The sequence below is a fragment of the Pseudohongiella spirulinae genome, assembly GCF_001444425.1.
In the GTDB taxonomy this organism is placed as follows: domain Bacteria; phylum Pseudomonadota; class Gammaproteobacteria; order Pseudomonadales; family Pseudohongiellaceae; genus Pseudohongiella; species Pseudohongiella spirulinae.
In genome coordinates this window covers 2,473,458-2,500,202 of record NZ_CP013189.1, presented here as the reverse complement: position 1 = coordinate 2,500,202, position 26,745 = coordinate 2,473,458, and the positions used below count along the sequence as shown (strand labels likewise).

At 54.1% G+C, this 26,745-nt stretch carries 25 protein-coding genes; 14 read left to right on the top strand and 11 right to left on the bottom strand.

Annotated elements, in window-relative coordinates:
* Positions 1 to 51 precede the first annotated feature (51 nt).
* From lpxC to argJ, 4 genes are all read left to right on the top strand, one after another.
* The gene (lpxC, locus tag PS2015_RS11475; protein ID WP_058023313.1) at positions 52 to 963 is read left to right on the top strand and encodes a UDP-3-O-acyl-N-acetylglucosamine deacetylase; all 912 of its coding nucleotides are present in this window, start codon (positions 52 to 54) and stop codon (positions 961 to 963) included.
* 18 nt (positions 964 to 981) lie between these two features.
* Complete coding sequence (locus tag PS2015_RS11470; RefSeq protein ID WP_058022368.1) at positions 982 to 1,914, top strand: M23 family metallopeptidase; 933 nt, start codon at positions 982 to 984, stop codon at positions 1,912 to 1,914.
* 115 nt (positions 1,915 to 2,029) lie between these two features.
* Entirely contained in the window at positions 2,030 to 4,792 is a 2,763-nt protein-coding gene (gene secA / locus PS2015_RS11465) for a preprotein translocase subunit SecA (protein ID WP_058023312.1), read from the top strand.
* Positions 4,793 to 4,813: 21 nt separating this feature from the next.
* Entirely contained in the window at positions 4,814 to 6,037 is a 1,224-nt protein-coding gene (gene argJ / locus PS2015_RS11460; RefSeq protein WP_058022367.1) for a bifunctional glutamate N-acetyltransferase/amino-acid acetyltransferase ArgJ, read from the top strand.
* On the opposite strand, the gene PS2015_RS11455 is transcribed toward argJ, so the two are convergent.
* The 6 genes from PS2015_RS11455 to PS2015_RS11430 are packed head-to-tail and all read right to left on the bottom strand — an operon-like array spanning position 6,023 to position 11,621.
* On the bottom strand, positions 6,023 to 7,018 hold the full coding sequence (locus PS2015_RS11455) for a Nudix family hydrolase (protein WP_058022366.1): 996 nt from the start codon (positions 7,016 to 7,018) through the stop codon (positions 6,023 to 6,025). The two genes, argJ and PS2015_RS11455, sit on opposite strands and share 15 nt — an antisense overlap.
* A 4-nt stretch (positions 7,019 to 7,022) precedes the next feature.
* A complete protein-coding gene (gene yacG, locus PS2015_RS11450) occupies positions 7,023 to 7,235 on the bottom strand; it encodes a DNA gyrase inhibitor YacG (RefSeq protein ID WP_211271211.1) in 213 nt (70 codons plus the stop codon).
* Positions 7,232 to 7,846: a dephospho-CoA kinase gene (coaE, locus tag PS2015_RS11445; protein ID WP_058022365.1), complete on the bottom strand. Its 615-nt coding sequence runs from the start codon at positions 7,844 to 7,846 to the stop codon at positions 7,232 to 7,234. The genes yacG and coaE overlap by 4 nt, the downstream gene beginning before the upstream one ends.
* A gap of 33 nt (positions 7,847 to 7,879) precedes the next feature.
* Complete coding sequence (locus PS2015_RS11440) at positions 7,880 to 8,782, bottom strand: prepilin peptidase (RefSeq protein WP_156412727.1); 903 nt, start codon at positions 8,780 to 8,782, stop codon at positions 7,880 to 7,882.
* Positions 8,779 to 9,981 carry a type II secretion system F family protein gene (locus PS2015_RS11435; RefSeq protein ID WP_156412726.1) on the bottom strand — a complete coding sequence of 401 codons (1,203 nt, stop codon included), beginning with the start codon at positions 9,979 to 9,981 and terminating at the stop codon, positions 8,779 to 8,781. The genes PS2015_RS11440 and PS2015_RS11435 overlap by 4 nt, the downstream gene beginning before the upstream one ends.
* A complete protein-coding gene (locus PS2015_RS11430) occupies positions 9,981 to 11,621 on the bottom strand; it encodes a GspE/PulE family protein (RefSeq protein ID WP_058022363.1) in 1,641 nt (546 codons plus the stop codon). The genes PS2015_RS11435 and PS2015_RS11430 overlap by 1 nt, the downstream gene beginning before the upstream one ends.
* A gap of 109 nt (positions 11,622 to 11,730) precedes the next feature.
* Between PS2015_RS11430 and PS2015_RS15910 the strand changes: the two genes are divergently transcribed.
* Together PS2015_RS15910 and PS2015_RS11420 are read left to right on the top strand one after the other, a co-directional pair.
* Entirely contained in the window at positions 11,731 to 12,177 is a 447-nt protein-coding gene (locus PS2015_RS15910; RefSeq protein WP_058022362.1) for a pilin, read from the top strand.
* A 226-nt stretch (positions 12,178 to 12,403) separates the two neighbouring features.
* Complete coding sequence (locus tag PS2015_RS11420; RefSeq protein ID WP_058022361.1) at positions 12,404 to 12,802, top strand: c-type cytochrome; 399 nt, start codon at positions 12,404 to 12,406, stop codon at positions 12,800 to 12,802.
* Here the strand turns inward: PS2015_RS11420 and nadC are convergent, their stop codons facing one another.
* Positions 12,803 to 13,681 (bottom strand): carboxylating nicotinate-nucleotide diphosphorylase, encoded by an 879-nt coding sequence (nadC, locus tag PS2015_RS11415; protein ID WP_058022360.1) that lies wholly within the window; start codon positions 13,679 to 13,681, stop codon positions 12,803 to 12,805.
* Positions 13,682 to 13,746: 65 nt separating this feature from the next.
* Between nadC and ampD the strand changes: the two genes are divergently transcribed.
* The 4 genes from ampD to aceF all read left to right on the top strand — a co-directional run bounded on the left by ampD (position 13,747) and on the right by aceF (position 19,668).
* Entirely contained in the window at positions 13,747 to 14,286 is a 540-nt protein-coding gene (gene ampD, locus PS2015_RS11410; protein ID WP_418054909.1) for a 1,6-anhydro-N-acetylmuramyl-L-alanine amidase AmpD, read from the top strand.
* On the top strand, positions 14,283 to 15,176 hold the full coding sequence (gene ampE, locus PS2015_RS11405) for a regulatory signaling modulator protein AmpE (protein WP_058022358.1): 894 nt from the start codon (positions 14,283 to 14,285) through the stop codon (positions 15,174 to 15,176). The genes ampD and ampE overlap by 4 nt, the downstream gene beginning before the upstream one ends.
* A 110-nt stretch (positions 15,177 to 15,286) precedes the next feature.
* The gene (gene aceE / locus PS2015_RS11400) at positions 15,287 to 17,977 is read left to right on the top strand and encodes a pyruvate dehydrogenase (acetyl-transferring), homodimeric type (RefSeq protein ID WP_237113319.1); all 2,691 of its coding nucleotides are present in this window, start codon (positions 15,287 to 15,289) and stop codon (positions 17,975 to 17,977) included.
* A 32-nt stretch (positions 17,978 to 18,009) separates the two neighbouring features.
* Positions 18,010 to 19,668 carry a dihydrolipoyllysine-residue acetyltransferase gene (gene aceF, locus PS2015_RS11395; RefSeq protein ID WP_058022356.1) on the top strand — a complete coding sequence of 553 codons (1,659 nt, stop codon included), beginning with the start codon at positions 18,010 to 18,012 and terminating at the stop codon, positions 19,666 to 19,668.
* A 302-nt stretch (positions 19,669 to 19,970) separates the two neighbouring features.
* Here aceF and PS2015_RS11390 read toward each other — a convergent pair whose 3' ends face one another.
* From PS2015_RS11390 to PS2015_RS11375, 4 genes are all read right to left on the bottom strand, one after another.
* Positions 19,971 to 20,915: an HpcH/HpaI aldolase family protein gene (locus tag PS2015_RS11390; RefSeq protein ID WP_058022355.1), complete on the bottom strand. Its 945-nt coding sequence runs from the start codon at positions 20,913 to 20,915 to the stop codon at positions 19,971 to 19,973.
* Between the two features lie 125 nt (positions 20,916 to 21,040).
* Positions 21,041 to 21,829, bottom strand: coding sequence for an ABC transporter ATP-binding protein (locus PS2015_RS11385; protein WP_058022354.1), 789 nt, complete (start codon positions 21,827 to 21,829; stop codon positions 21,041 to 21,043).
* Positions 21,829 to 22,839 (bottom strand): FecCD family ABC transporter permease, encoded by a 1,011-nt coding sequence (locus tag PS2015_RS11380; protein WP_058022353.1) that lies wholly within the window; start codon positions 22,837 to 22,839, stop codon positions 21,829 to 21,831. Before PS2015_RS11380 ends, PS2015_RS11385 begins: the two co-directional genes overlap by 1 nt.
* Positions 22,840 to 22,849: 10 nt before the next feature.
* Positions 22,850 to 23,824, bottom strand: coding sequence for a 2-dehydropantoate 2-reductase (locus PS2015_RS11375; protein WP_082628109.1), 975 nt, complete (start codon positions 23,822 to 23,824; stop codon positions 22,850 to 22,852).
* Between the two features lie 51 nt (positions 23,825 to 23,875).
* Here PS2015_RS11375 and PS2015_RS11370 point away from each other — a divergent pair, with 51 nt between their 5' ends.
* The 4 genes from PS2015_RS11370 to PS2015_RS11355 all read left to right on the top strand — a co-directional run bounded on the left by PS2015_RS11370 (position 23,876) and on the right by PS2015_RS11355 (position 26,701).
* Positions 23,876 to 24,358, top strand: coding sequence for a YajQ family cyclic di-GMP-binding protein (locus PS2015_RS11370; protein ID WP_058022351.1), 483 nt, complete (start codon positions 23,876 to 23,878; stop codon positions 24,356 to 24,358).
* Complete coding sequence (locus tag PS2015_RS11365) at positions 24,359 to 25,759, top strand: AmpG family muropeptide MFS transporter (protein WP_058022350.1); 1,401 nt, start codon at positions 24,359 to 24,361, stop codon at positions 25,757 to 25,759.
* On the top strand, positions 25,756 to 26,271 hold the full coding sequence (locus PS2015_RS11360; protein WP_082628108.1) for an FxsA family protein: 516 nt from the start codon (positions 25,756 to 25,758) through the stop codon (positions 26,269 to 26,271). The genes PS2015_RS11365 and PS2015_RS11360 overlap by 4 nt, the downstream gene beginning before the upstream one ends.
* Positions 26,272 to 26,410: 139 nt before the next feature.
* The gene (locus PS2015_RS11355) at positions 26,411 to 26,701 is read left to right on the top strand and encodes a co-chaperone GroES (protein ID WP_058022348.1); all 291 of its coding nucleotides are present in this window, start codon (positions 26,411 to 26,413) and stop codon (positions 26,699 to 26,701) included.
* The last annotated feature ends 44 nt before the right edge of the window (positions 26,702 to 26,745 follow it).

Here is a 26,745-nt window from a genome sequence, read left to right as displayed (position 1 = left end):
ATATTTGATATCATCCAGCGGAATTACCATTCCCCGGAACAGATGCCCTCTATGTTGAAGCAGCGCAGCTTAAAAAATGTCATCCGAGCGACAGGCGTAGGTCTGCACACGGGTGAGAAGGTCTACTTAACCCTTCGTCCTGCACCCGCCAACACCGGCATCATTTTTGTCAGAACAGACCTGGAAGGGCGTCCCGAGATCCCCGCCCTGGCGCATTTCGTTGGTGAGACTACCCTGTCCACTGCGCTTGTTAAAGACGGTGTGCGGGTCTCTACCATTGAACATCTGATGTCGGCGATGTCAGGCCTGGGTATCGACAATGCCTATGTTGAGGTCAGTGCCCCTGAGGTACCGATCATGGATGGCAGTGCTGGCCCTTTTGTATTCCTTATTCAGTCGGCTGGTATCGAAGAACAGGACGCACCCAAGCATTTCGTCCGTGTGACCAGGCCGGTGAGCCTTCAGGACGGCGACAAAACCGTCAGCATCGAACCGTTTGATGGATTCAAGGTCAGTTACACACTGCTTTACGATCACCCGGTATACCGACGTTACACCAAGTCAGCGACCATCGATTTTTCCAGCACCTCCTTTGTAAAAGAAGTGAGCCGCGCGCGTACATTCGGATTCATGCATGAGTTTGAAGAACTGCGCAACCGTAATCTGGCGCTGGGTGCCAGTATGGATAACGCCATCGCAGTGGGCGATTACAAAGTCCTCAACGAAGATGGGTTGCGTTATGAAGACGAATTCGTCAAACACAAGATCCTGGACTCCATTGGAGATCTCTATCTGCTTGGACATAGCCTGCTGGGTGAGTTTAAAGGATACAAATCCGGCCACGCCCTGAATAACGCCCTGCTGCGTAAGCTGCAGGCCGAGCCTGATAGCTGGGAACTGGTCACATTCGACTCGAATGAACAGGTGCCCATCGCCTACATCAAAGCCGGCCTGGCGGCCTGAGCGGGACTCTGACGAGACATGAAACTCATACTGATCAACCAGCGTTATGGCCACAGCCGCACCATTGTCATCAAGGGCTGGCTGAAGGGCCTGCTGTCCCTTTGCTTGCTGGGTGCACCGGTCGCCATGGGCTATCTCGGGTATCACCTGGCGATCAATCAGTCAGAAAATGAACAGATAGTCAGCCAGGAAGCCAGTGATGAGTGGCAACTGAGACTTGAAGAGCAGTCGCAGACTGTTGGCGAACTGCGTCGCAATGCTGAATTGCAGTTGGAGGCGCTGACCTCCCGTCTGGCCTCGCTGCAGGCCCGCCTGCTCCGACTCGATGCGCTGGGTGAGCGACTGACTGCCGTGGCAGAGCTGGACCCTGAAGAGTTCAATTTCAGTCAGGCGCCCGCCGCCGGCGGAGTGTTGATCTCCGATTCTGGTTCAGTTCAGCAACCTGACTTTCTGGTTGCCATCAATCGTCTGGAAGAAGAAATAGAACGTCGCAGTCAGCAATTGGAGACGATTGGCGAGTTGATCAGTGATCAGCGCTTGACGGCCGAGCAGGAAATCAGTGGCAAGCCGGTCGTCAGTGGCTGGATGTCTTCTGCATATGGTCGTCGCACAGACCCCTTCACTGGCCGCCTGGCCTGGCACAACGGCGTTGATTTTGCCGGGGCAGAAGGTGATGACATCGTCAGTGTGGGTGCCGGTGTTGTGACATTTTCCGGTACACTCCCCAGTTATGGCAAAACAGTTGAAGTTGACCATGGCAATGGTTATCTGACGCGCTATGCGCATGCCAGTGAAATCCTCGTTGAAGCCGGCGACGTTGTTGCGCAGGGACAGCAAATAGCCCTGATCGGCAGCACCGGTCGCTCAACCGGTCCCCACGTCCATTTCGAAATCTACAAAAACGGCCGTGTCATCGATCCGGCTTCCTATGTGCGCCGCACACACCGCTGACTCTTCTCTGTCGCAATAGCCGTTCCGAAATCCTGGCAATCTAATCCATCAAGAGTGTCAGATACCGGATGTGTCATCCGGAATATCCAAATTTGAAAAAGTTAATCAGGTCATTATGAGCACATCGTTTCTAAGCAAGATCTTCGGGAGCAGTAACTCCCGTAAACTCAAAAAACTGCAAAAAATGGTCCGCAAGATAAACGAGCTGGAAAGCGGTCTGGAAGCGCTTTCTGACGCTGAGTTGCGAGGCAAAACTGATGAGTTCAAATCTCGCTATGACGCAGGTGAATCGTTGGAGAGCCTGTTGCCTGAAGCGTTTGCAGTTGTACGCGAAGCCAGTAAAAGAACACTGGGGCTGCGGCATTTTGATGTCCAGATGATAGGCGGTATGGTCCTGAATCAGGGTGATATTGCCGAAATGAAAACCGGTGAAGGTAAAACGCTGGTGGCAACATTGCCCGCCTATCTGAATGGTCTGACGGGCGAAGGTGTGCACATCGTCACCGTCAACGACTACCTGGCGAGCCGGGATGCTAACTGGATGCGGCCACTGTACGAATTCCTGGGCCTGACTGTTGGTGTAATTGTAGGCGGACAATTGCCGCAGGAAAAGAAGGCCGCTTACGAGGCATCGATTACCTACGGAACCAACAACGAATTCGGGTTCGATTACCTGCGTGACAATATGGCGTTTCGCGTGGAAGATAAACTGCAGCGTGACCTGAACTTTGCAATCGTTGACGAAGTGGACTCCATCCTGATAGACGAGGCTCGTACGCCATTGATTATCTCGGGAGCGGCAGAAGACAGCTCGCGTCTTTATCAGATGATCAATACGCTGATCGATAAACTGGAAAAAGGCGATGCGCCGCCGGAGACAACACCGGGTCTGGCTTTGGAACGACAGGAAAAAGTCGAGTCCGGCCATTTTATGGTCGACGAGAAAACGCGCCAGGTAGAACTCACGGAAGCGGGTCACGAATATCTTGAGCAGCTGCTGGCGGAGCGCCAGTTGCTGAAAGAAGGAGAAAGCCTTTACGCAGCCGCGAACCTGGGCCTGTTACACCACATTCATTCCGCGCTCAAGGCCCATTATCTATTCCATAAAGATGTTGAATACATCGTCAAGGAAGGCCGTATCGTTCTGATTGATGAGCACACCGGTCGCACCATGGAAGGTCGGCGTTTGTCTGAAGGTTTGCATCAGGCGATCGAAGCCAAGGAAGGTCTGGAAATTCAGAGTGAAAGCCAGACACTGGCCTCAACGACCTTCCAGAACTATTTCCGGCTGTACAACAAGCTGTCAGGCATGACCGGTACAGCCGACACTGAGGCCTTTGAATTTAAACAGATTTATGACTTGGATGTAGTTGTTATCCCACCCAATACGCCCATGCAGCGTCGTGATATGAACGACCTGGTGTTCATGAGTATTGAGGAAAAATTTGAAGCGATTGTGCGGGATATCAAAGAGTTCAGCGCTGCTGGTGCACCGGTTCTGGTGGGTACGGCTTCGATTGAAACCTCGGAAATGCTGTCAGCCTTTTTGCGCAAAGAAAAGATTGAGCACGAAGTTCTGAACGCTAAATTCCATGAGCGCGAAGCCCAGATTATTGCCCAGGCTGGCAGGCCAGGTGTGGTCACTATTGCCACCAACATGGCAGGTCGGGGAACGGATATCGTGTTGGGTGGTAACTGGGAAGTTGAAGTGGCCGCTCTGGAGAATCCGGCGCCTGAACAGATTGCCGAGGTCAAGGCCGCGTGGCAGCAGCGTCACGATCAGGTGCTCGCTGCAGGTGGGCTGCACATTGTGGGTACCGAGCGGCACGAATCAAGACGTATCGATAATCAGCTCAGAGGTCGTGCAGGTAGACAGGGTGACCCGGGTTACTCGCGATTCTATTTATCGCTGGAAGATAATCTGATGCGAATCTTTGCCTCGGAGCGAGTCAAAAATATCATGCAGGCTTTAGGCATGGAACGCGGCGAGGCCATCGAACACGGCATGGTGTCCAAATCCATCGAAAAGGCACAACGCAAGGTGGAAGGTCGCAACTTCGATATCCGCAAGCAATTGCTGGAATACGATAACGTTGCCAACGATCAGCGGACCATAGTCTATCGTCAGCGTAATGAAATCATGGCCAGCGACGATATTGGCGAGCTGGTCAGTAATATGCGCAACGATGTGGCTGATGAGGTCATCAGCAGCCATGTGCCGCCGCAGAGTATTTTTGAGCAGTGGGATATTCCTGGTCTTGAAAAAGCCATAGAAGCCGAATTTGCGATTCACCTGCCGGTTGCGCAGTGGCTGGAGGAGGATGAGAAGCTTTATGAGGAAACCCTGCGTGAGAAAATCAAGGATGCACTCACTGAAGCCTACGAAAACAAGCGGGAAACAGTGGGCGAAAAAATGAAACTGCTCGAGAAGCAGATTGTGCTGCAGATTCTCGACACCTTATGGAAAGAGCATTTGCAGGCGATGGATCACCTGCGCCAGGGTATTTTCCTGCGCGGCTATGCAGGCAAGAACCCTAAACAGGAATACAAGCGCGAGGCATTTGGACTGTTTGAGAGTCTGCTGTCTCGACTGCAGCATGATGTGATCCGATTCCTCAGTCATGTACAGGTCAGATCACCTGATGAAATTGATGCCATTGAAAGGGCCAGAGAGGCCGAGCGCGCCAAAGAGAAAATGCAGTTTCAGCACTCTGAGGCCAGCGCCATGCAGGCCGAAGAAAGAACGACATCCGGCTCATCTGCAGCGGATGAACAAAAGGCACCGTTTGTTCGTGAGGTGCCAAAGACAGGACGTAATGACCCTTGTCCCTGCGGTTCTGGCAAGAAATATAAACAATGTCATGGCCGTTTGAGTTAACGGTAGTAACTGGAGTTATAAATGGCAACAGGAAAGCAGGATCTGGATCGGTTGTTGCCGATCGAGGGTGTCAAAATTGCCGCTGTGCAGGCGGGAGTTCGTTATGCCAATCGCTATGATGTGGTGGTTATGGCCCTGTCGGCACAATGCCGGACAGCCGGTGTGTTCACCCAGAATGCGTTTTGTGCGGCACCAGTGGTGCTGGCCAGACAATACCTGCAAAGCAGTCAGGGGCGTGCCCGCTATCTGTTGATCAATACCGGTAATGCGAATGCTGGTACCGGCCAGCAAGGCATGGCAGATGCCCGCAACTGCTGTCAGTCGCTGGCGGAATTGACAGGTGTCAGCGCCGATCAGGTATTGCCATTCTCTACCGGTGTTATCGGTGAGCGACTGCCTGCTCAAAAAATTGTTGCTGCTTTGCCGGGTGCCATGGACGCATTGCAGGCCGACAATTGGTTGATGGCGGCGAAGGGAATTATGACCACCGATACCCGCCCCAAAGGTCTGTCGGTTTCGCTCGAACATCAGGGCCAGCGCATCACTGTGACCGGCATCACCAAAGGTGCCGGCATGATCAAGCCCAATATGGCGACCATGCTGGCGTTTGTTGCTACTGACGCCGACATTGCTCAGGAGCTGTTGCAAAACCTGCTGCGCACGGCTGTTGAATATTCGTTTAACCGCATCACTGTTGATGGCGATACCTCGACCAATGACTGCTGCATGCTGGTGGCCAGTGGTGCCAGTGGCGTAGTTATTGATGAAACTGACAGTGATCTGCTGGCTCAATTCAGTGACTTGTTGAATAATCTGATGATTGGGTTGGCGAGACAGATTATTCACGACGCCGAAGGCGCCCGCAAATTTGTCACGGTCCAGGTGAACGGCGGTGCGGATTCGCAAGAATGTCTGAAGGTGGCATATGCTATTGCCGAATCGCCCCTGGTCAAAACTGCACTGACAGCATCAGACCCTAACTGGGGACGTATCCTGGCAGCGATAGGCCGCGCAGGTGTTGCTGATCTTAACGTGGATCTGATTGACATTTATCTGGGCGATGTGGCTCTGGTCAATCAGGGAGGTCTGGCGCCAGACTATACCGAGGCGCAAGGTCAGTCGATCATGAGTCAGGAAAATATCGAGCTGCGCATAGAACTCGGTCGCGGGCAGGTTTCTGAGACTGTATGGACCTCCGATTTATCGGAAGAGTACGTACGGATTAATGCCTCATACCGAAGTTGACACATTGAACATGGAAATGCCGGCGATACCGTGAGCACCGGCTGCCATGGCTGATTCAAGATCCTGATGTGTCATGCCTCCCATCGCAAATGCCGGCCCCGGGAACAGCCCGGCCAGTTCGCTGAATTGCTTCCATCCCAGGCCTGGGTCTTGCGGATGACTGCGGCTTGGCAGTACCGGTGAAATGATGACAAAGTCAGCGCCCAGTTGTCTGGCCGTGCTGACTTCCGCTGCGTTATGAGTCGCACAACCAAATATCAGATCATCACCGTCCGGGCGGCTGGTCATCGACTGCGCCACATGGCGGTTGGCAAAAAAACCTTTAATTTGCCTGTGACTTTCCCTCAGCTCGACAAGCGCTTGCTGTTCTACCCTGGCTGTCGGGAGGTCCACCAGGATGTCATGTGTGATATCCGGCACTAATACGTTTAATGTATGCAGGTACTCACCAAAGCTTTGTTCCTGTCCCATAAAACGCAATCGGATCAGGCTGCGATCGGGGAGTTTGCTTGTCACGGGCAGGTTACGAGTCAGTTGTTCGTCGCAATTGATCAGCATAAGTCGTCGCGGCAGGCGAAGGGCGCGAATGATGCCGCGATTGCCGGGCGGAAACTCATCAGCGACCAGTTTGTCAGCGGCAACCCAGCGCAGAGGTTGGCCTTCCATGCCCAGTGGTGCGCCGTTGTAGCGATCGGTCTGCCAGACATCCAGCAGTACGGATTTATCCGGGTAGTCATGACGGATGCAGCACAGCGGTTGCAGGCTTTCGGCGCTTACCGTGATATTCAGCTCTTCAAGCAGCTCTCTTGACAGAGCCTGTCGAACGGATTCTCCGGGCTCTACCTTGCCGCCCGGAAACTCCCAGAAGCCGCCCATGTGCTGCGCCGCGCTGCGACGCGAGACAAGAATTTCTCCAATGTTGTTTCTAATGACACCGACGGCTACATGCACAATCCGGGTGCTTGCTGTTGTTTCGGCCATCGTATTAATTGTCGCTGTATTCGTCCGGGCGGGACGCCGCCATCAATTGTTCCGGATCCACCGGTTCACCGGGAATGCTGTGGCGCTCGCTGGCCCATTCGCCGAAGTCTATCAGCTTGCAGCGCTCAGAGCAGAAGGGACGGTATCTATTACTTTCCACCCAGGCTACGATTTCATGGCAGGTCGGACAATTCACTTTCAGGTCGCGTGTGCTCATTGGGCTAGTTCCAGATATGTCTGATGAAGGTCTTTAACGGCCTGATGAAGTTGTTCCAGGGTGCCGTCGTTAACGATGATGTCGTCCGCGTGACTGCGGCGTTGATGGCGGGGCATCTGGGTTTGCATGATGGCTCTTACACTGGCCTCATCACTTTGATCCCGGTCGGCTGTGCGACGGATTTGCAGTTCCTCCGGGGCGTCGATCAGCAGGATACGGGAGCACAAAGTCTGTTGGTCAGTTTCCAGCAATAAAGGCGATGCGAGTATGGTATACGGCGATTGACTGTTTTGCAGGCCCAATACAATTTCCTGACGGATCAGCGGGTGCAGCAACTGTTCAAGCCATTTTTTGGCGTCATGATCCGTGAATATGATCTGTCGCAAAGCGCGCCGGTTTAGTTGTCCATCTTCTGTGAGGATCTTGCCAGCACCAAAATGACCGGCAATGGCTTGCAGGGCAGGCGAGCCGGGTTTGACAACTTCCCGGGACAGTCGATCGGCATCAATTACCTCTATGCCCAGTGCCGCAAACTGGTCGGTTGCCGCCGTTTTTCCACTGCCGATACCGCCAGTGATGCCAATGATCAATTTATTTGCCTTTAATTGCATAGAATCACTCTATATCAACTCGCGTCGGTTAGCTTATTGTCCTGCCACTGTGACCATGTACCATGCGTTTATGGTATCGCCCCAGATGAGCGCAATAAAGCCCGCGATGGCCAGATAAGGCCCAAAGGACATGGGGATGTTTTTATCTCTGCCGGCAACAATAGTCAGCACGATGCCAATGATGGCTCCTGCCAGGGAAGAGAGGATAATAATGCCCAGAAGCTGTTGCCAGCCCATCCAGGCACCCAGCACGGCCAACAGTTTGAAATCGCCGTACCCCATGCCCTCCCGGCCGGTCAGTAGTTTGAAAACCCAGTAAATACTCCACAGACTCATATAACCAACTGTTGCACCCAGCAACGCATCGGTCGGGGTGGTCCCGAGGCCATAGTCACTGAGGCTCAGCAGCAGGCCAAGCCACAGCAGCGGCAGTGTAATATTGTCCGGCAATAACTGGTGGTCAATGTCGATCACGGTCAGTGTGACCAGCGACCAAAGCAGAATCAGGGCGCTGATTGTTACCGGTGTGGCACCGAATTTCCAGGCTACCAGGCCTGACAGGAGCGCAGTGCAGAGTTCGACGACCGGGTAGCGCCAATGAATGCGCGTTTTACAGTGGCCACATCGGCCCTTCATCAGCAAATAGCTGATCACCGGGATATTCTGCCACGGTTTGACCGGATTTTTGCAGACCGGGCAGTGCGAGTCGGGTTTCAGCAGGTTGAAAGTTTTATGTTCTGGTATGGGGTCTTCAACTTTCAGAGATTTCGCATCGCACTGCAAAAACTCCAGACACTGCTGCTGCCATTCGCGTTGCAGCATCAAAGGCAGACGGTAGATCACGACATTAAGAAAACTGCCCACTAACAGGCCGAGCAAGGTGGCCAGCGCAATCGTAAGAGGCGCTGACTCGGCCATGATATCCAAAATTGTCATAACACAGATCCCAGATTGAAGACTGGCAGGTACATGGCAAGCATCAGAATGCCTATAACCAGTCCCAGTACGGTCATCAGAAGCGGCTCAAGCAGACTGGTCAGCACGTGAACCGATGACTCCAGCGACTCCCTGTAATGAACAGCGCATTTCTGCAGCATGTTCTCCAATGTGCCGGATTCCTCACCAGCTTTAACCATCTGCTCAATCATAACCGGAAATGCGCCTGCGGTGCGAACTGCCTGGTACAGAGAGTCACCTTTTTCTATTTGTACGGCGATCGATTTTAACTGCTGCTCGTAATACCGGTTGCCACAGGCTTTTGCTGCTGCCTGCAGGCATGCAAGTAGATTCAGTCCACTGTGCATCGTGATAGCCAGTGTGAAGCATATTCTGTGAAGCGTGCCAGACTGAATAATGTGTCCAAGGATCGGAATTGATTGCAGGTGTCTATCTGTCCAGAGCCCGACTCTTGATGAGCGTCTCTGAATAGCCACCCAACTCACACTGATCAGCACCGCGACGATCAGGACCCCGGGGCCGCAGGAGTTTGCCAGCTGGGCCACATGCATGACAGACTGGGTTAGAGCTGGTAACTCGGCATCCAGGCTTTCGTAATTGCCTGCAAACGCGGGTACGATACGCGTCAGCATCAGCCAGATGACCAATACGGCAACGGTCAGTACGATGGCGGGATATTGCATGGCCCTGATCAGCAGCGCACGTGTATGCATTTGTTGGCGTTGCATAATACAGACCTGGGTCAGCATCTGTTCCAGTTTGCCTGATGTCTCGCCTATGCCGATCAGGTTGATCGTCAATGTCTGAAAGCATCGTGGGTGCTGACGCAGTGCCTCGGTCAGCGTCGAACCCCTTGAAATCTGCTGGTGGATATTCAGCAGCAGTGTGTGCAAGGCGCGGTTGGCATTCGCACCGGCGATCACATCCAGTGCCTGGGTTAGTGGCAGGCCTGCGGAAAGCAGGTTGGCCAGTTGTTCCAACGCATCAAGAATCATTTTTTTGTGCGGTAATTTGATGGCAGCGCGTTCTTGCCGAATTTTTTTTGCTGAGGTGACAATGACGCCTTCAGCGAGTAGTTGTACTTTGACAGCCTGTTTGTTGTTGGCCTGAAGCTGCCCGCTGACTACCCGCTGTTCGCGGTCGTATCCCCGCCATTGATAGACGCTGAGACCGGCCATCAGCACACCCGATCAATTTCGGCCAGTGTGGTTTGGCCGGCGGCAACTTGTGCCAGACCATTTTGCCGCAGCCTCTGGTGCCCGGCCTGATCGGCTGCAGCGCGTATCCTGGCGGCGTCGGCTTGCGAGGTGATAAGATGCGATATAGTCTGATCGACAGGAATCATCTCAAAAAGTGCCAGGCGTCCCTGATAGCCCTGATGACAGTGTGCACATCCCACCGGATCAAACAGAACTGCTTTCTTGATCATTGAATCCGACATCCCGGCTTGCCTGAGCGCTTGATCCGGAAGTTGCGTGGATGATTTGCAGTGAGCGCATAGCCGCCGACACAGACGCTGGGCAATGATCAGTATTACCGCCCCGGCAGTATTGTAGGTGGCAATGCCCATGTTCTGAAGCCGGGTAATGGCTTCGGCCGCGCTGTTGGTGTGCAGGGTGGTCAGCAACAGATGGCCTGTTTGTGCCGCCTTGACAGCAATTTCAGCCGTTTCACTGTCGCGCACTTCGCCAACCATGATGATGTCCGGGTCCTGGCGCAGAAAAGCGCGCAGAGCGCAGCTGAAGTCCAGGCCCGATTTACGGATGACACTGACCTGATTCAGGCCGGGGACAATGGACTCAACCGGATCTTCGACGGTGAAAATGTTTTTCCCGACATCGTTCAGATAGGCGAGCGCTGAAAAAAGTGTGATGGATTTGCCGCTCCCGGTGGGGCCGGTTACCAGGATCATGCCCTGGGAGCGGCCTAAAGCCTGCATGAACAATTTGTGCTGCTGTGTATCGAACCCCAGCGCGTCTGGGTGGATGCGCTGAGGACCGTTGCCAACGATACGCAGAACAATTTTTTCACCCCATAGGGTGGGCAGTGTGCTGATACGCATGTCGGTGCTGTTGCCAGCAGTTGACGAGAATGACAGTCTGCCATCCTGTGGTCTGCGTCGCTCGGTAATATCCAGCTCAGCCATGATCTTCAGGCGTGAAATGATTTTTCTGTGCAGTGATGAGGGGGCAGTAGCGGATTCATAGAGAATGCCGTCACGGCGGATTCTCACCCGGAAGCTTCGATCGCCGGGTTCAAAGTGTATGTCCGAGGCCCCGCATTTGATGGCATTGTTAAGCGCCCGTTCTACAAAGTGAACAGCAGGTTCCTGGTGTTCATTTGTTTCAACGGGTACCTCTTGTGCGGTAGCGTCAACAATTGTCTGATGCTTGCTTGTTAAAAGGTCCCGGAACGCCTTTTTCAGACACTGATGACCGGTCACCACGGCAGTGACTGGCTGTTTGAGCCGGGATTGCAGCGCATCGATTTCTGCGAGGCGAGCGGGGTCGGCGAATAAAACAAGCAGCTTCCCCTGCCACTTGAAAGCAGGCAGGATCTGCCGCCTGTTCAGGTGTTCCAGATCAAGGTCCAGTGTCCCGGGAAGGTCGAAGTCAAAGCAAAAGGCGTCGATCCAGGGCAGGGCAAAAAGACTGGCAATGGTCTGTGCCAGTTGTTTTTCACAGATCACTTTTTTATTTGCCAGCAATCCCGTGAAAGAGATGTCTTGCTGCTGAGCGTCACGCAGATATTGATTTGCCAGATCGGCATTCAGCAATCCGGCCTGTACCAGCGAGTTCTTGAGTTCCAGGTCAAACATGATTTTCCGAAATCCTTTTCAGATGCAGGTTTTATAGCAGATGCAATCTGGCTCTGCTATAAAACCAGAACCAGGAAAACGGACACGGATATTTTCAGGGAGGAAAATTATGTCCAGAATTAACAAGTGCAAGCGAGCCCCTGCCTTAGTGGAAGGTTTTACATTGATCGAGCTGATGATGGTGGTGGCTATTATCGGAATTCTGGCAGCCATTGCCTTGCCGTCCTATCAGGATTATGCGGCACGCGCCAGATACGCTGAGGTGCTTGCGGCAGCAACACCGGCCCGCACACGGGTGGATCTGTGTGTGCAGGCAAACGGCGCGGGGCAGTGTGGATCGATTCCCTCGGGAAGTGGCTGGGCTGCCGCCGATGGAGTCGGCTCAGTAGCAATCAGTGTTGATGAAGATGATTTTCTGGTTACCGTTGCCCCAAGCGGCCTGTCTGCCGGAATCGCCACGGATGATACCTATGTGTTGCGCGGCGTCGTCTCTGCAGGGTCCGTCAACTGGTCAACAGATGTCGGCTCCGGCTGCCTTGCCAGCGGACTTTGCTGAAACAACTTGTTTCAGCCTGACAGGATTGCTTGCTACCCCGGTTCACGGATTTTTGCTACATTAGCGCCTGGCTGAAAAATACGTTGTATTGTTAAGCTTCAGTTCAGCCGTGTTTTCCTAGACTGATACTCAGGAAACAGGCTGATCATGTTGAGCCTTGAGACGCAGCGCATGCAGCCTGGCAGATCAGATTGAGTAAAGGGCACCAGGTGCCGGAGTAGCAATTATGAAGAAATTTACTTATGGAATGTTGACTGCCACTTTTATGGCAGCAGGCCTGGCGGGTGCGGCGTTTGCACAGACCGGTACGATCAAGGATGGTGTCTACACGGCAGAGCAGGCGGAAGCCGGTCAGCCAGTTTATGAGCAGCGATGTTCAGCCTGTCATAACGCGGACTTCTACAAAACAGCCTTGTCGAACCGCAACAATCAGCCTTTGCTGTACCTGTTTGAGGAAATTCTGGGCACCATGCCGGCTGATATGCCCGGTTCGCTGACAGATCAGGAGTACCAGCAGGTGCTGGCGCACATCCTGCAGATCACTGGTTTTCCGGCCGGTGACACCGAGCTGGACTACTATAGTGGCAGCATGGAAAGCATCCGAATTGTTCCGCCGGAGTCCTGATCAGTCCGACAGTCCGCTATCCATGCTGTCAAAACGCATGGACAGATCGATTGCCCTGACATCTTTGGTCAGGGCACCAATCGAAATGTAGTCCACCCCGGTTTCCGCAATGTCCACAAGATTATCCCGAGTAATGCCGCCTGAGGCCTCAAGTTTACAGGCCTTGCCGAGCCGTGCCTGATTCATGCGGACGGCTTGTCGCATGTCTGTTGCAGTGAAGTTGTCCAGCATTACAATGTCTGCTGCCGCCTCTAAAGCTTCTTCAAGCTCTTTCAGATTCTCCACCTCAACTTCCACGGGTTTGCCTGGCGCGATCCGGCGCGCCTCAGCTATCGCCCGGGTAATTGAGCCGCTGGCGTTGATGTGGTTTTCTTTGATCAGAAAGGCATCCCAGAGTCCCATACGATGATTGCTGCAACCGCCAACCCTGACGGCGTATTTTTGGGCGCTTCGCAGACCTGGTAATGTTTTGCGTGTATCAAGCAGTTGGACGGCTGTGTGACCCACTAAGCTGGCGTATTGCCGGCTCAAAGTGGCCGTTCCTGAGAGGGTTTGCAGGTAATTCAGCATGCTGCGTTCGGCAGTCAGCAGCGCTCTGGCGGGCCCTGTCAGGCGCACAATCAACTGGTCAGCCACAAGCTCTTCACCATCTTTCAGTTGCCAGTCGGCCTGAATGGCGGGTGATACTTGCCGAAGCACTTCATTAGCCCAGGGAATGCCGCACAGGACGGCTGGCTCGCGACAGATGATTCGCGCCCGGGCCTGTGTATCTTCGCCAATCAGTCTGGCAGTAATGTCGCCGCTGCCAATATCTTCAGCCAACGCCAGTTGGACATGCGCTGCGATATCTGACGGAATCTCTGACTGCGTGTGAACCATGTTGATTGCCTTGCCGGGTGCTATACTGTGGACCGCGACTTTAGCATAACTGAGGGGGCATGTGCTTGACGTCAGATTACTGGTTGGAAGGAGTCAGGCGGCTTGAATCGCCAAACTGCAGCGAGCGGCCGGAAGATGGCGACATCAGTCTGTTGGTCATTCACAATATCAGTCTGCCACCGGGTGAGTTTGGCGGACACTGGATCGACCACCTGTTCACCAACCAATTAGACCCCGAGGCCCACCCTTACTTTGCAGATATCTATCAGTTGCGGGTGTCGGCTCATTTGCTGATCGACCGTCTTGGCCGGATTACTCAATATGTGCCCTTTAACAAGAAGGCATGGCATGCGGGACAGTCAGTTTTTTGTGGGCGTGAAAATTGTAACGATTTTTCAATTGGTATTGAGCTTGAAGGGTGTGATGATAAACCTTTTACTGATGCACAATATCAGCGGCTGGCTTCGGTGACCCGCGAGTTGCGCCAATGTTTTCCGGCGATTACAGATGAATCCATTGTCGGTCACAGTGATATCGCCCCAGGGCGTAAAACTGACCCGGGCCCCTGTTTTGACTGGCACCACTACCGGACTCTGAGTGTATGAGTTTTCTGACTATTCTTGTTGCCCTGATCATCAACCACTATTGGCAGCGTGAGCGGCAGCTGCAGGTGGACAGCTGGTTTGAAACCTGGCTGCGTTGGTTATTGCAGCGTCAGAGCAGTATCCCGTCGGTAATGCGAGACTGGCGCGGCACTTTGCCTTTGTTGGTCGTATTGCTGCCCCTTGTGCCGCTGGCGTGTCTGCTGTGGCTGGCGCAGGGTGTACTGTTCGGGCTGCTCACATTGGGCCTGCATGTTATTGTTGTTGTCTATTGTTTTTCGCGGGTCAATCAGCCTGCCCTGATTGAGCAATATCTGGCCCTGTGGCGGGCCCGTGATTATGAGGCCGCTTATTTGCATGTGGAACAGGCAGTTCCCGACGTATTTGATGCCTCATTGCAGGATTATGCACTGATGCACCGCCAGTTCACCCGCTATATTCAGCTGGCAGCATTCCGCCAATTGTTTGCAGTTCTGGTGTTTTATGCTCTGCTGGGGCCGATTGGGGCGTTGGCTTACTGGTTGCTGGTTACCTTGTATCGGCGAGCTCAGTCACTCGATACCCGTGAGGAAGCAGAGTTTGTTGATCGTTTGCTGGCGGTAGCGGAATGGGTGCCAGCCAGGCTTCTGGCACTGGCCTATGCATTGGCAGGTGATTTTGCTGCCACCTTTAATGAGATCAAGCGCTTCGGGCTTGGTGAGCTGCAAGCAGTATCGAATATTGATATGCTGGAGGCCTGTTCTGCTGCAGGTGCAGGGGTGACTGAGCTTGCAGCCGATACCACTGATTTCAGTCAGCGTGCTGCTCTGTCGCTGGAGGCATTGCGTGATTTGCTGCTGCGCACTCAGGTTGTATGGATCATGGGATTGGCGCTGGCTGCTCTTGTAGTTTAACTACAAAAATGCCGTCTTCGGCTTGAAATGACTCTCCGGAAAGAGTAATATTTGCGCCAGAATGTAATTGACCTACAAAATTAAAACCAACCAAACAGAACAGAATGCTTATGACTGACCATAACGACGATCTTAATCCGACAGAAACCGAGGAATGGCTTGAGGCTCTTGGCGCCATCATTGAATATGAAGGAGCCGACCGGGCAAACTTTCTGCTTACCCGTCTGACAGACAAGGTTTCCCGCGACACTCAGCAGCTTCCCTACGCGGCCGTCACGACACCGTATCGTAATACCATTTCCTCGCAGGCTGAAGATCGTATGCCTGGCGATATGTTCATGGAGCGCCAGATCCGCGGCATTATTCGCTGGAACGCGCTGGTCACGGTGATGCGTGCCAACCTTGATGATTCTGAACTGGGTGGCCATATTTCTACCTTCTCCTCATCGGCCACACTGTACGATGTGGGTTTTAACTATTTCTTCCGGGGGCCGACCGAGAATCATGGTGGGGATCTGATTTATTTTCAGGGGCACTCTGCGCCAGGCATCTACGCTCGTTCCTTCCTGGAAGGCCGTATTACTGAAGAACAGTTGGACAAGTTCCGTCGTGAAGTCGGCGGTGACGGTCTGTCCTCTTATCCACACCCCTGGTTGATGCCTGACTACTGGCAATTCCCGACCGTATCCATGGGGCTGGGGCCTCTACAGGCGATTTATCAGGCGCACGTCATGAAGTACCTGGAGGCGCGTGGCCTGCTGGAGCAGGAAGATCGTAAGGTATGGGCCTACCTGGGTGACGGTGAAATGGATGAGCCGGAATCACTTGGCGCGATCAGCAAGGCGGGTCGTGAAGGTCTGGATAATCTTATTTTTGTGATCAACTGCAACCTGCAGCGCCTGGATGGTCCGGTGAGGGGTAACGGCAAAATTATTCAGGAACTGGAAGGTGTGTTCCGCGGCGCTGGCTGGAATGTGATCAAGGTGGTCTGGGGTCGTCACTGGGATGCCCTGCTGGCGGCCGATAAAGATGGCATTCTGCAGGCGCGCATGGACGAAGTGGTTGATGGTGAATACCAGAACTACTGGGGCCGTGGCGGCGCCTATACCCGTGAGCACTTCTTTGGCAAGAGCCCAGAGTTGCTGAAAATGGTTGAGCATCTGTCAGATGATGACATCATGGCTTTGAACCGGGGTGGTCACGACCCCTTCAAGGTTTATGCAGCGTATAAAGAAGCGGTAGAAACCAAAGGCAAGCCGACCGTTATTCTGGCGAAAACTGTTAAAGGATACGCGTTTGGTTCTGCGGCCGAGGCTCAGAACGCGGCACACCAGACCAAAAAGCTGGATATCGAATCACTGAAGCGCTTCCGTGACCGATTTAATATTCCGATTCCTGATGACAAGTTGAAAGACCTGCCTTACTACCGTCCGGCTGACGATTCGTTAGAAATGCGCTATATGCGCAAGATGCGCGAAGCACTGGGCGGTGCCGTTCCACAGCGTCGCGCTCAGAGCTACGCTTTACCGGTACCGGATATCAGTGCTTTTGACGCGCAGCTAAAGGGTACAGGTGAGCGCGAAATCTCGACCACCATGGCCTTTGTGCGCATGCTCAACACCCTGTGCAAAGACAAGGAAATCGGTAAGCGTATTGTGCCAATCGTTCCTGATGAGGCGCGTACGTTTGGTATGGAAGGCATGTTCCGTCAGCTCGGTATCTATTCAGCCGTGGGGCAGCTTTACGATCCCGCTGACTCCAATCAGGTCATGTATTACCGCGAGGACAAGAGCGGCCAGATGCTGGAAGAGGGTATCAGTGAAGCTGGTGCATTCTCCACCTGGCTGGCGGCTGCCACATCCTATAGCGTCAATAACTTCCCGCTGATTCCCTTCTACATCTATTATTCGATGTTTGGTTTCCAGCGCATCGGTGATCTGGCCTGGGCGGCTGGCGACTCACAGGCGCGCGGTTTCCTGATTGGTGCAACTGCAGGGCGTACAACCCTGAACGGTGAAGGTCTGCAGCATCAGGACGGTCACAGCCACCTGCTGGCTTCAACCATCCCCAACTGTGTGACTTATGATCCGACCTATGCATACGAGCTGGCGGTCATTATTCAGGATGGTTTGCGCCGCATGTATCATGAAAAAGAGTCTGTGTATTACTACATCACCACCATGAACGAGAACTACCAGCATCCGGAAATGCCCGACGGTGCTGAGCAGGGCATTATCAAGGGAATGTACTTGCTGGAAGATAGCAAGGCCAAGGATTATAAAGTTTCAGGCAAGGCTCTGACTGATGAGCCGCTGCGTCTGCTGGGAAGTGGTACCATCCTGCGCGAAGTGCGTGAAGCTGCGGCAATGCTGCGAAGCAAATACAAGGTGCCGGTTGAAGTATGGAGCGTCACCAGTTTCAATGAACTGCGTCGTGACGGTATCGACGCAACACGCTGGAACATGCTGCATCCGGGCAAGAAGAGTAAGGTGCCGTTTGTCACTAAATGTCTGGGCGACAGTCAGGCCCCGGTTATCGCGGCAACCGACTATATGCGAATCTATGCCGATCAGGTGCGTGAGTATATTCCCGCCTCCTATCGGGTGCTGGGTACAGACGGTTTTGGACGCAGTGATTCACGACAGAATCTGCGTCGCTTCTTTGAAGTGGATCGCAACTACATCGTGATAGCTGCACTGACTGAGCTGGGTGCCAGGAAACTGGTCAGCGCTGATGTGATCAGCAAGGCGATCAAGGATCTGGGCATTGATGCCGACAAGCCAAATCCAATGACCGTCTGAGATCCGGGCGCAACAATAAAGGAGCATGCCAAGTGGCTGTAGAGAACATTAAAGTGCCCGACCTGGGCGACAGCAAAGACGTCGAGGTAATTGAAATCCTCGTCAAGGCCGGTGATACGGTCAGTGAAAATGACTCCCTGCTGGTGCTGGAAAGTGACAAGGCCGCGATGGAGATCCCGTCGCCTGTGTCGGGTGTGATCAAGAGTATTACTGTCAAGGTGGGCGATCAGGTTAATCAGGGCGATGATATCGCCACCATCGAAGTTGAAGGTGCCGGTAATGAAGCGGCCGAGTCTGACGCCAGTGAGGCCAAAGCACCGGCTGCAGCCGAGCCTGCTGGGCAGAACGAAGAGCCGTCGGCGGACGACGACAGTACTTCAGAGTCACGTATTGAGCTGGTCAGCGTGCCGGATATTGGCGGCGACAGCGATGTAGAAGTCATCGAGATTCACGTTAAGGAAGGCGACGAGATCAAGGAAGAGGATGCACTGATCACACTGGAATCTGACAAGGCAGCCATGGATGTTCCGTCTCCGTTGTCGGGAGTCGTGAAGTCAGTGAAGCTGAAAGTGGGCGATAAGGTGTCCAAAGGGTCCGCCGTGCTGGAGCTGGAGGTTTCGGGTGGTAAACCAGCGGCAGCCAAAGCGTCAGCGGGCAGCGGTGTGGCTGATAAAAAGTCAGAGGCGGCTCCGGCTAAAGCGGACAACAATACAGCCGAACCGGGCAAGAGTCTGTCACGCAAGCAGGCTGAATTTGCTGAAGAAGCAGCCGCTCGCAATGACAGCAAAGTCTATGCGGGTCCGGCGGTGCGCAAGATGGCTCGTGAACTGGGCGTTGACCTGACTCAGGTAGAAGGTACCGGTGCCAAGGGCCGCATTCAGAAGGACGACATCCACCAGTTCGTAAAATCCAGATTGAGTGCGCCGGTGACGGCGTCGCTGTCCGGTGGTGGCGCGGGCATTCCCGCAGTACCTGATGTCGACTTCAGCCAGTTCGGTGAAGTTGAAGAAGTCCCGATGAGCAAGTTGCATAAAGTGACAGCCGCCAATATGCACCGCAATTGGCTCAACGTACCGGCCGTCGCTCAGTTCAATGAGGCCGATGTCACCGAGCTGGAAGAGTTCCGTGCGGCTCAGCGCAAAGAAGCTGACAAGCGTGGTGTCAAACTGACTCCGTTACCCTTCCTGCTGAAGGCCTGTGCCAAGGTTCTGGATGAGTACAAGCAGTTTAATGTGTCGCTGCACTCTTCAGGCGAAAAACTGATTCAGAAAAAGTACATTCATATCGGTGTTGCTGTTGCAACAGACGCCGGACTGGTTGTGCCTGTGGTACGCAATGTCGATCAGAAATCAGTGTGGCAATTGGCGGCTGAGTTTGCTGAGCTGGCTGATAAGGCCAAGCAGCGCCGACTAAGCAAGGAAGATATGCAGGGTGCCTGCTTCACGATCTCCAGCCTGGGTGCATTGGGCGGAACCGGGTTCACGCCTATTGTGAATGCGCCTGAAGTTGCGATTCTGGGCGTTTCCAAAACGCAGGTGAAACCGGTTTATATCAATAACGAGTTTGTGCCGCGTCAGATGATGCCTTTTTCACTGTGCTACGACCATCGGGCAGTGAACGGCGTGGATGCGGGCATGTTTGTGACGCGTCTGGCGGAGTTGTTGTCAGATATTCGATTGTTGATGATGTAAAAAGACCGGGGGACGGAGGCGGTCTACGTCCCCCGGTTTAAGCTTTCGGTTAATCGCGTCTTGGTGGGGACTGGCATTACGGTCGGCCACATCCCTGGCGGGAATTTCCGGCGCTGCAGAACTCGCCCTCGCGCGCTTCGCGGGCTCGGAGCTCAGACAGGCTTCGCGCTTTATCGGAAATTCCCGCCAGGGATAAGCGTGGCCTGATTGACCGTAATGCCAGTCCCCACCAAGACGCTTTATCACTGACAGTGCGCGGGGGACGTAGACCGCCTCCGTCCCCCGGGCTTTTCACTACTTTATCAGTCGTCGCGACCGGCGTGCTCGCGAGCGATGCTCAGGTTTTCAGCCGTGCTGCCTGAAATGCCGGCATCTCCCCAATAGCCCACAGTCGGGAACAGGAAGCCCTGGTCCAGACGATCGCGGATGTCACGTGGGTTAGTTGTAATGCCACATGGCACATTGTGCTTTTTGCAGAGCTCAACAACACCAGCAATGGCGTCCTGTACTTCCTGGTGACTGCTCGGCAGGCCCATGGACATGGACAGGTCAGCAGGGCCCACGAACACTGCACTAACGCCAGGTGTGGTGATAATGTCCTCAGCGTTCTCGACGCCCTTCACAGATTCAATCTGCATGACTGCCAGCAGCTCACCGCGTGGGTTCAGCGGCCAGGTGTCAGCGCGTTGTACGTAGTCCATGGCGCCCCAGTACCAGCTTGCTACACCCGGTGAGGAACCGCGTACACCGGCAGGCTCAGCAATATCGGAGCCGCGTGGCTGCGGATAACGCATGGCTTTCACAGCGCGCAGTGCTTCTTCGCCGCTTTCCACGTAAGGGAACATGATGCCGAAGGCGCCGATATCCAGAATCTGTTTGACCATCCATTCCGGATCGTTACGGCCGTTGGCAGGCAGGCGCACGATTGGTGTTGTGCGCATTTGACTGTGACCCTGACGGGCGACTGCCATCTTGTCGGTCATGCCCAGCAAGAACTCCTGCAGGGTTTCCATACTCCAGGCGGTGTGCTCCATGTCGATCAGAATGTAGTCGAGGTTGGAGCGTGCCAGGGCGCGTGCGTTGGCCAGCGAAAAGTTGCCGGTGAACAGGCCGAATACCGGATCCCCGTTTTCCAGAGTCTGAATGCTGCGATTCAGACGGACATCATCCTGCGCCATGACCGGGGTGGCGGCCAGACCGGCTACGGTCAGCACGGAAAAAAGCGCGGTGAGACATTTCTTTTTCATATAATGTTCCTTAATGTTACGGCTGTAAAGATTTGTAATAATTTGAATTTTAAACAATTATTGCTCTTCTTGGGCGAGCCAGATTAAACCACTCGGGTGTTTTTATCAAATGGCGGGTGGCGGAATTATACCTGCGGTATAAAAAAACGGCCGATGCTGGTATCGACAGATTCAATCGCGCAATTAAAGGCCCGGCTGAGCAGTTCAGACTGCAGGATATCCTTGGCATGGCCAAAATGATGCTGGCCATCGGGCGTCAACAACAATACCCGGTTGCAAAAGCGGTTGGCCAGATTGATGTCATGTGTTGCCATGACCAGCAGTTGTTGTTGGTTGCGCACCCTTTCAGCCAAGGTGCCAAGAATTTTTAGCTGGAAGGCGATATCAAGATGATTGCTGGGTTCGTCCAGCAGGTAAATGTCGGGCTGCTGGGCGAGCAGTGCTGCAATTGCTACACGTTGCTTTTCGCCGCCGGACAGGCTTGCCAGGTCACGGTCGGCCAGCGCTTGCAGCTCGAGTTGCTCTAGCGTGTTCCTGACGACCTGATGATCGGTCTCACTCTCCCACTGCCAGCGGCGAGCATGTGGCAAGCGCCCGAGCATGACGCTTTCGTAGACGGATGCCGGCATCTGCTCGGCCTCATGTTGAAAAACAATGCCGATGCGGCTGGCTCTTTGCTGTGGGCTGAGCGAAGTTACATCCAATTCGGCAGAATTTTCTGGCTGCAGCAGCAATTGGCCGCATCCGGCGATACCAAGCCCGGCCAGGGTATGCAGCAATGTCGTCTTGCCGGTGCCGTTTTGTCCCAGCACCGCCAGACGGTCTCCCGGCTGCAGGGAAAAACTCATCGGTCCGCACAATGCCTGCGAGGGTGTCGCAAGCAACAAATCATGCACTGACAAACCGATCGGCATCACGATTGTGGCCCCGATCGACGAAATCCGCGGTGCAGGATGACAAGAAAAGCAGGCACACCAATCAGTGCGGTTAGCACGCCGACAGGCAATTGCCGTGGCGCAATAATGGTCCTCGCCAGGGTATCCGCCAGCATCAGGAATGCACCACCCAACAACAGAGAGCCGGGAATCAGCCAGCGATGATCCCTTGCGCCGGACAGGCGCAGCATATGAGGCACCACCAGTCCCACAAAGCCTACAGAACCCGCTATGGTGACAGCCACGGCTGTTAAAATGGAGGCCGAAAAATACAGCAGAATTTTCAGTCGCTGCACATTAATGCCCAGCGCCGCAGCACTCAGTTCTCCTCTGGCCAGCGCATTCAGGGCGCGTGCCTGGCTGAGCAAAATCAACAGGCCGGCCAGCAGAATCAGAAAATGCCAGCTTCTGGTCTGGCTCTGGCTCAGGTCGCCCATCAGCCAGAACAGCATGCTCTGTACATTATTGGCAGAGCTGCTGGTCAGCATGACGTTGATGACAGCGCCCCAGCCTGCCGAGATGACAACACCGGTCAGAAGTAGCCGGGTGGGTGACCATTGCCGACCTCTGGCTACCAGCCCAAATACCAGCAGTACGGATAGCAGCGCACCAGCAAACGCAGCTTGAGTAATCCACAGTGCGCTTACGCCAGCCAGGATGACCAGCAGGGCGCCGACAGCGGCGCCGCCGGAAACTCCAAGGATATAGGGATCTGCCAATGGGTTGCGCAATAACACTTGCATGATGACACCCGATAATGCCAACAGGGCACCGCACAGGAATGCCGCCAACGCCCTGGGGATGCGGATTTCGTTAATTATGCGGCCCCTGGCGTCCGGCTGATCTGATACTAATTGCTGCCATATTTCTGTTGGTGAAATAGAGACGCTGCCGTAGCCGATAGCCAGCACAAAGCAGGCTATGCAAAGCAGCAGCAACCCTGCCATAAGCAGGTAAAAACGTTTATGTTGTGATGAATACGTCGACATGGGGCAGATTCTAGCAGCTAAGTTGTGCCGTGACCTGCTCGAAAATAGACCGGTTGAGAGGGCATGGCAGCCCGACGGATTCCGCCAGCTCGCAAAGATAGCCGTTAAACTCGGCAATCTCCGTCTGTCGGCCACGTCTAACATCCTGCAGTGTTGAGGAGATATTCGCTGCTGTTAGCTGTAGGACTTGTGTTACTTCGGCCAACAGATCCGGGGCCGGATATGCCTGTGGCAGGTTTGTCAGCAGATTTTCAATTTCGGCGCACACACTGCGCAGGTGCTGTTGCGCGTCACGCCGGTCCAGTAGTTGCCCGTTCCGGCAGTCGTAGATGACGGTCAGGCCATTGATCGCGCAGTTGATCGCGAATTTTCGCCATAGTCGCGGCAATATCTGTGCCTGCCAGTGAATATTCATGGTCCGGGAGGGCAAGTGGTCAACGATCCCGGGATCCTTGCGCGCACGACTGGTTAATGCTCCCAGCCAGCACTCACCGATGCCGGCATGCACGGCCCGATAGGCTCGGCGCAGCCATGCGCCGTGCTTCAGACTGATGGCATACAGAGAGAAATCGGGTAGCAGCTCCCGGGCTTGAAGATGCGTGCGCAGCCCGTTCTGCAGCAGCACGATTCGGGTTGATGGCGCCAGGTTGCTCTTCAGCAAGCTGAGTCCCGAAACCACATCAGCTGCCTTGCAGGTTACCAGCAGATTGTCTATACCGGTGCCAGTGACAATCAACTCATCCGGACAGGTAGCCGGAAAACGTGTTCGCAGCATGGAGCCGTCTGCCTGCTGCAGCTCAATAGCGCCGGGATAGTCTGTCACTGCCTGCCTGTCCCGCAGAATCAGTGTCGTTCGCTGTGAGGGTGCATGCTGCTGCATAATGCTGGCCCACAAGCAGCCCATGGCTCCCGCACCCAGAATATGCCAATGGGGCTGTCCGGGATTTGCGGCAGGCTGGGGCGGTATATGGACTGGTGGTGACATAGTGATAGTATAGGCGGCAATATCTTGTTTGTCGTGAATACAGAGGTTGTTATGCCATCGTTTGATGTGGTTTCAGAAGTGGATCTGCCAGAAGTGCGCAATGCCGTTGATCAGGCCAGCCGGGAGATCGGTACTCGATTTGATTTTAAAGGCGTGGATGCCAGTTTCGAGCTGAATGAAGCGGAGATCACCCTGACGGCCGAGTCGGATTTTCAGATTCAGCAGATGCTGGATATTCTGAAAAACAAGCTCATCAAACGCAACGTCGATATCAAAAGCATGCAGGAAGGCGACATTGTTGAGACCGGCAGAAAAGCCAGTATGAAAGTCACCATTCAGCAGGGCATTGATGCTGATATGGCGCGCAAGCTGGTCAAGATGATCAAGGATGCCAAACTGAAAGTGCAGACCGCCATACAGGGCGACAAGCTGCGGGTCACAGGTAAAAAACGTGATGATCTGCAAACCGTGATTGCCATGTTGCGCGAGGCGAATCTGGAGATTCCGCTTCAATACAACAACTTCCGCGATTAAGTGGCGCCCTTTGGTTCGGCAGGCGGCCAGGTAGCGACTCTCCGGGAGTCCCTGCAGCAGCTGCGTGACAAGCGCTTCATCGCCATTTTCCTGCTGGGATTCTCCAGTGGTTTTCCCTGGGTGTTGCATGGATCAGTCCTGACGCTGTGGATGCAGTCGTCAGGGTTGTCGCGCTCGGCAATAGGCTATATCGGGGCGGTGGCCACTGTTTACGCTATCAACTGGATGTGGGCGCCGATTATCGACAAAATTCGTCTGCCGCTGTTGTATTCACTGTTCGGTCAGCGGCGCAGCTGGATTTTGCTGACTCAGGGTGCTATTGCGTGCGCCATTTTGCTGTTGAGCCTGGGTGATCCGGCCGAGAGCCTGACCCTCATCAGCCTTTGTGCATTGGCTGTGGCGTTCTTTTCTGCCACGCAGGATATTGCGGTGGATGCCTATCGCATCGGTATTTTTCGGCGCGATGAAATGGATCAAAAAATGCCTTTTGCCGCGGCTGTCACCACCACCGGCTGGTGGGCCGGATACGGCTTTATCGGCGGCGCGTTTGCGCTGGCGCTGGGCGGCGAAACAATCGGGCTGGACTGGCCGATGGTCTACCGGATTCTGGCGCTGCTCTATCTGGCATTGATGCTGTGCATTGCGATGGTTGCCGAGCCGGCCGAAGAGCTGGAAGCATCCGCCGTTGTGCCGAAGATTTCCGCTGCTGCACCATCGCTGTGGCGCAGCACGATCAATGGATTTTCGACATTGATCGTTGGGCCCTTCCGGGAGTTTTTTGTACGCTGCGGCCTGAAGCTGGCTCTGTCGATCCTGATCCTGTTGCTGATCTTTCGCCTGGGCGATGCCATGCTGGGTCGTATGTCGCTGGTTTTTTATGTGGAGATTGGTTTCTCCCGTGACCAGATTGCCTTCTATTCCAAGTTCTTTGGTGGTCTGATGACAGCCTTCTTTTGTCTGGGTGGAGCGCTTATCAATACCCGCTTTGGCGTTATCAAAGGCTTGATGGTCGGCGGTGCCGCCATGGGCGCCACCAATCTGATGTTCGCCTGGCTGGCGGTGGTCGGGCCCAGTGTGCCGGTATTACTGGCGGCGCTGGTGCTGGATAACTTTACCGGCGCCTTTGCCACCGTGGCTTTCATATCCTTTATTTCCTACTTTACCAGCCGCACTTATACAGGCACTCAATACGCCCTGATGTCATCAGTCTCCAATTTCGGGCGTACCACGCTGGCAGCGGGCAGCGGTTTGATCGTTGATACCATGGGCGGGAACTGGTCGCTGTTCTTTGTCCTGACAGCCCTGATGGTGATCCCTGGTCTGATCATGTTAGGCTGGATAGGCAAACAAATTGATGAGTACCGAGTCAGGCAGGATGCCCTGGCCGAAGAGAAAGCATGATGAGAATACCGTTCCTTGCGCTGATTGCCGTTCCCATTGCTGAGCTGTACCTGTTGTTTGCCGTGGCCGATATGATCGGGGGGCTGGCAACCCTGGGGCTGGTGATTCTGACCGCCGGCATAGGTCTGAGCGTACTGAAACGGCAGGGGTTTAATACCCTGAATCGTGCTAACGCCCGCATGCAGAGCGGCCAGCTACCCGGACAGGAGATCATCGAAGGCATGATGCTGGCCGTCGCGGGGGCACTGTTGCTCACGCCGGGGCTGATTACCGATACCGTTGGTTTTCTGCTGTTGACTCCGGCGGTGCGTCGATATCTGGCCGCCCGTGCCATGCGCAAAGGCAGTACAGTGTTTATGGGGGGCTTCAGCACACAATATACCTGGCAACAGCGGCCAGGCGGTCGATACTCCGAGGGTGACATCATTGACGGCGAAGTGGTTGGCAAAGAGTCTGCCAACCAGGACGATGCCCTGCATCATGACAGTGATCGGCACAGGGACGGCCGGTAGACAAAAGTTCTGCAGAATTTTTAAATTTTTTTCAGTCCAGCCATTGAAATTTTTCCAGCCAGCCCCATCTTGGCTGTCACAAGCAATTTGCTTTTATTAATCATCGATAATCAATGTTTCAGTCAGGAGAGTACGAATAATGAAAATTCGACCTTTGCAAGACCGAGTTGTCGTGCGCCGCAAGGAAGAAGAGACCAAAACAGCAGGTGGCATCGTGCTGCCGGGTTCAGCCGCTGAAAAACCGGCACAGGGTGAAGTCATTGCTGTGGGCCCGGGTCGCATTCTGGATAACGGTGACAAGCGTCCGGTCGATGTCAAAGTGGGTGACACTGTGGTGTTCGGCAAATATGCCAGCAACACCGTGAAGATTGGCGACGAAGAGCTGCTGATCCTGAGCGAAAACGAAATTTACGGTGTGATCGAAGGCTGATGTAACCGCTTTTCGAACACCACTTTCTCAAATTCAGCTTGAAA

What these genes read in the sequence shown, in the direction of transcription:
- lpxC (WP_058023313.1), top strand. Translation starts at nt 52, where the DNA reads ATGTTGAAGCAGCGCAGCTTAAAAAATGTCATCCGAGCGACAGGCGTA.
- PS2015_RS11470 (WP_058022368.1), top strand. Translation starts at nt 982, where the DNA reads ATGAAACTCATACTGATCAACCAGCGTTATGGCCACAGCCGCACCATT.
- secA (WP_058023312.1), top strand. Translation starts at nt 2,030, where the DNA reads ATGAGCACATCGTTTCTAAGCAAGATCTTCGGGAGCAGTAACTCCCGT.
- argJ (WP_058022367.1), top strand. Translation starts at nt 4,814, where the DNA reads ATGGCAACAGGAAAGCAGGATCTGGATCGGTTGTTGCCGATCGAGGGT.
- PS2015_RS11455 (WP_058022366.1), bottom strand. Translation starts at nt 7,018, where the DNA reads ATGGCCGAAACAACAGCAAGCACCCGGATTGTGCATGTAGCCGTCGGT.
- yacG (WP_211271211.1), bottom strand. Translation starts at nt 7,235, where the DNA reads ATGAGCACACGCGACCTGAAAGTGAATTGTCCGACCTGCCATGAAATC.
- coaE (WP_058022365.1), bottom strand. Translation starts at nt 7,846, where the DNA reads ATGCAATTAAAGGCAAATAAATTGATCATTGGCATCACTGGCGGTATC.
- PS2015_RS11440 (WP_156412727.1), bottom strand. Translation starts at nt 8,782, where the DNA reads ATGACAATTTTGGATATCATGGCCGAGTCAGCGCCTCTTACGATTGCG.
- PS2015_RS11435 (WP_156412726.1), bottom strand. Translation starts at nt 9,981, where the DNA reads ATGGCCGGTCTCAGCGTCTATCAATGGCGGGGATACGACCGCGAACAG.
- PS2015_RS11430 (WP_058022363.1), bottom strand. Translation starts at nt 11,621, where the DNA reads ATGTTTGACCTGGAACTCAAGAACTCGCTGGTACAGGCCGGATTGCTG.
- PS2015_RS15910 (WP_058022362.1), top strand. Translation starts at nt 11,731, where the DNA reads ATGTCCAGAATTAACAAGTGCAAGCGAGCCCCTGCCTTAGTGGAAGGT.
- PS2015_RS11420 (WP_058022361.1), top strand. Translation starts at nt 12,404, where the DNA reads ATGAAGAAATTTACTTATGGAATGTTGACTGCCACTTTTATGGCAGCA.
- nadC (WP_058022360.1), bottom strand. Translation starts at nt 13,681, where the DNA reads ATGGTTCACACGCAGTCAGAGATTCCGTCAGATATCGCAGCGCATGTC.
- ampE (WP_058022358.1), top strand. Translation starts at nt 14,283, where the DNA reads ATGAGTTTTCTGACTATTCTTGTTGCCCTGATCATCAACCACTATTGG.
- aceE (WP_237113319.1), top strand. Translation starts at nt 15,287, where the DNA reads ATGACTGACCATAACGACGATCTTAATCCGACAGAAACCGAGGAATGG.
- PS2015_RS11390 (WP_058022355.1), bottom strand. Translation starts at nt 20,915, where the DNA reads ATGAAAAAGAAATGTCTCACCGCGCTTTTTTCCGTGCTGACCGTAGCC.
- PS2015_RS11385 (WP_058022354.1), bottom strand. Translation starts at nt 21,829, where the DNA reads ATGCCGATCGGTTTGTCAGTGCATGATTTGTTGCTTGCGACACCCTCG.
- PS2015_RS11380 (WP_058022353.1), bottom strand. Translation starts at nt 22,839, where the DNA reads ATGTCGACGTATTCATCACAACATAAACGTTTTTACCTGCTTATGGCA.
- PS2015_RS11375 (WP_082628109.1), bottom strand. Translation starts at nt 23,824, where the DNA reads ATGTCACCACCAGTCCATATACCGCCCCAGCCTGCCGCAAATCCCGGA.
- PS2015_RS11370 (WP_058022351.1), top strand. Translation starts at nt 23,876, where the DNA reads ATGCCATCGTTTGATGTGGTTTCAGAAGTGGATCTGCCAGAAGTGCGC.
- PS2015_RS11360 (WP_082628108.1), top strand. Translation starts at nt 25,756, where the DNA reads ATGATGAGAATACCGTTCCTTGCGCTGATTGCCGTTCCCATTGCTGAG.
- PS2015_RS11355 (WP_058022348.1), top strand. Translation starts at nt 26,411, where the DNA reads ATGAAAATTCGACCTTTGCAAGACCGAGTTGTCGTGCGCCGCAAGGAA.